Origin of the sequence: Microbacterium sp. UBA3394, assembly GCF_002358725.1 — a bacterium.
In the GTDB taxonomy this organism is placed as follows: Bacteria; Actinomycetota; Actinomycetes; order Actinomycetales; family Microbacteriaceae; genus Microbacterium; species Microbacterium luteum.
In genome coordinates this window covers 7,691-10,104 of record NZ_DEPK01000026.1, presented here as the reverse complement: position 1 = coordinate 10,104, position 2,414 = coordinate 7,691, and the positions used below count along the sequence as shown (strand labels likewise).

Genomic DNA, 2,414 nt, shown 5'->3' with positions numbered 1-2,414 from the left:
TCGCCACCATCGAGACCGCATCCGAGGGCTCCTGCTGCGGCGGAGGCGCCTGCGGCGGCGAGTGATTCCGCGATGACGTGAGGGGAGCCGGGCCGAGGCCCGGCTCCCCTCACGCGTGTGTGGTTCAGGCCGTCTGGTCGGCGTGCTGACCCTCGGCGATCTCCTCCACCGTCTTGGCGTTGAAGGCCGGCAGATCGTCGGGCGTGCGGCTCGAGGTCAGGCCCTGATCGACGACGACCTCCTCGTCGACCCAGGTTGCCCCGGCATTGCGCAGATCGGTCTTGAGGCTGGGGTAGCTCGTGAGCGTGCGCCCTTCCAGGACCCCGGCATCGGCGAGGATCCAGGCTCCGTGACAGATCACGGAGACGGGCTTGTGCTGCGTGAAGAACGCGCGCACGAACGCCACGGCCCGGTCGTCCATCCGGAGATGATCGGCGTTCACGACACCGCCGGGGAGCACGAGCGCGTCGAACTGGTCCGCCTGCGCGGATGCCACATCGAGGTCGACACTCTGCTCGTGGCCGTTCTTGCCCGTCACGGTCCCGTCGGCGGGGGAGACGAGCGTCGCCTGTCCGCCGGCGGAGGTCACCGCACCCCAAGGGCTGGTCAGTTCGCTGTCTTCGAACCCATCGGTCAGGAGGAAGGCGACCTTCTTGCCGTCGATGTTCTCGGTCATCGCATGACTCCTTTCGGTCGGTCGGCTCCACGCTAGGAGACAGGCGCGAACCCTCGGAGGGGATTGCGCGCCCGCGGCGCGGACGCTACCGAACGACGTCGCCGGTCAGTGCGCCATCGGTGCGGGTGCGTCGTCGGACTCATCCGGCTTGCGAATGAAGAACGCGCCCACGATGAGGGTCAGCGACACGATCGCGGAGATGAGGAACGCGGCGTGCGCGCCCTGGGCGCCGGCCGCGATCTCGTCGGTGCCGGCGTCCATGGCCGTCGTCTGCACCCCCGACATGACGGCGACGAGCAGAGCGATGCCCGCGGCGCCGCCGACCTGCTGCATGGTGCTGACGACCGCCGAACCGTACGAGTAGAACCGGCGGGGGAGTGAGGCCAGTGACGCCGTGAACAGCGGGGTGAACGACATCGCCAGGCCCAGCGACAGGGCGGTCTGCGCGATGAGGATGAGCCAGATCGGCGTGTTCTGATCGAACGTCGTGAACATCCACAGCACGCCGGAAGCGATGATCGAGCCGGGGAAGAGCAGCACCCGTGGCCCGAAGCGGTCGTACAGGCGTCCGACGACGGGACCGGCGAGTCCCATCAGCAGCGCGCCGGGGAGGACCACCAGCCCCGTCACCGAGGCCGAGACCTCCAGCACGTTCTGCATGTAGAGCGGAATGATCGTGATCGCGCCGAAGAACGAGATCGACAGCAGCCCGAACTGGGCGACCGAGAGCGAGAAGTTCGCCGAACGGAACACACGCAGATCGAGCAGGGGCACGCCGCGCGTCTGCAGCGCGATCTGGCGCCACGCGAACAGGGCGAGGGCGATGACGCCCACCGCGAGAGACACGATCAGCGTCGTGGTGGCGGCCGTACCGGCGGCCTCTTCAGCGGCGGAGCCACCGTGTGCGGCCGCGCCGCCGATCTGGCTCAGGCCGTAGACGACGCCGCCGAACCCGAACGCGGAGAGGACCACGGAGAGTGCGTCGATGGGCTCACGCATCGTCTCACCGATGTTGCGGATCCAGATCGCGCCCACCGCGAGCGCCGCGAGGGCGATCGGCAGCACGATGCCGAAGATCCAGCGCCAGCCGAGGGTGTCCAGCAGCACGCCGGACATCGTCGGACCGATGGCGGGTGCGAGCGCGATCACCATGCTGACGCGTCCCATCATCCGGCCGCGCGCGTGCGGCGGCACGACGTTCATGATGGTCGTCATCAGCAGCGGCATCATGATCGCCGTGCCCGAAGCCTGCACCACGCGTCCGACCAGCAGGGTCGGGAAGCCGGGCGAGACCAGGGCGATGAGGGTCCCGAGCGAGAACAGGCTCATCGCGGCGATGAACATCACCCGTGTCGGGAAGCGGCGCAGGAGGAAGCCGGTGATCGGGATGACCACGGCCATCGTGAGCATGAACGCCGTGGTCAGCCACTGCGCCGCGACGGCGGTGATGCCGAGATCGGTGATGAGGTGGGGGATGGCCACACCCATCGTGGTCTCGTTGAGGATCGCCACGAAGGCCGCGGCCAGGAGGAGCCAGATGACCCGGTTGCCGTCGGCCGAGACCGTGCCCGTTCGAGGAAGGCCGGCGGTGCCGGTGCCGGTGCCGGGCTGGACGTCAGTGGCGGCCATGGGGTCTCCGATGGATCGGTCGCGCGAGCGAGAGGGAGAGGATGCGCGAGCGCGCAGCAGAACCGCGCCGAAGACGGCGCACGTCACAGGCTAACGGCGGCAGCCGACA

Annotated in this window: 2 protein-coding genes; both read right to left on the bottom strand. The window is 68.9% G+C overall.

What is annotated here, in order from left to right:
- Window positions 1-124: 124 nt before the first annotated feature.
- Complete coding sequence (locus B4E30_RS01335) at window positions 125-676, bottom strand: type 1 glutamine amidotransferase domain-containing protein (protein ID WP_286793175.1); 552 nt, start codon at window positions 674-676, stop codon at window positions 125-127.
- Between the two features lie 105 nt (window positions 677-781).
- Entirely contained in the window at window positions 782-2,305 is a 1,524-nt protein-coding gene (locus tag B4E30_RS01330) for a DHA2 family efflux MFS transporter permease subunit (RefSeq protein ID WP_286793174.1), read from the bottom strand.
- Window positions 2,306-2,414 lie beyond the last annotated feature (109 nt).

What these genes read in the sequence shown, in the direction of transcription:
- B4E30_RS01335 (WP_286793175.1), bottom strand. Translation starts at nt 676, where the DNA reads ATGACCGAGAACATCGACGGCAAGAAGGTCGCCTTCCTCCTGACCGAT.
- B4E30_RS01330 (WP_286793174.1), bottom strand. Translation starts at nt 2,305, where the DNA reads ATGGCCGCCACTGACGTCCAGCCCGGCACCGGCACCGGCACCGCCGGC.